Annotated in this window: 1 protein-coding gene; it reads right to left on the minus strand. The window is 65.5% G+C overall.

Annotation, left to right across the window (positions count from 1 at the left end; all coding sequences use genetic code 11):
• The coding region (locus SB717_RS37420; RefSeq protein WP_410908184.1) for a type I-F CRISPR-associated protein Cas7f/Csy3 at window positions 1–258 on the minus strand (258 nt) is incomplete at both ends.

Raw genomic sequence — 258 nt, forward strand, 5'->3', positions numbered from 1 at the left:
GCATCGAAGGTCCAGGCCTTGGCCACCTCGCCCTGCTCCATATGGCGTACCTGGACTTCCACCGCCTCCGCACCGACCCGGTTGCGCCACAGGAAACGACCATTGGCCAGGTTGTGGGCATAGCGCTTGGCAAGTTCCCGGAAGCCGTGGGCGGCGACATAGTCACGCACCACGCGCTTCAGCTTCGCCTGGTACTCGGAGTTGTTGCAGGCCGAAGGCGTGCCGGCGCCCCCCAGCACCCGCAGGGAAAAACGAGTC

It is taken from the genome of Priestia sp. SIMBA_032 (assembly GCF_046535215.1).
Lineage (GTDB): Bacteria > Bacillota > Bacilli > Bacillales > Bacillaceae_H > Priestia > Priestia aryabhattai.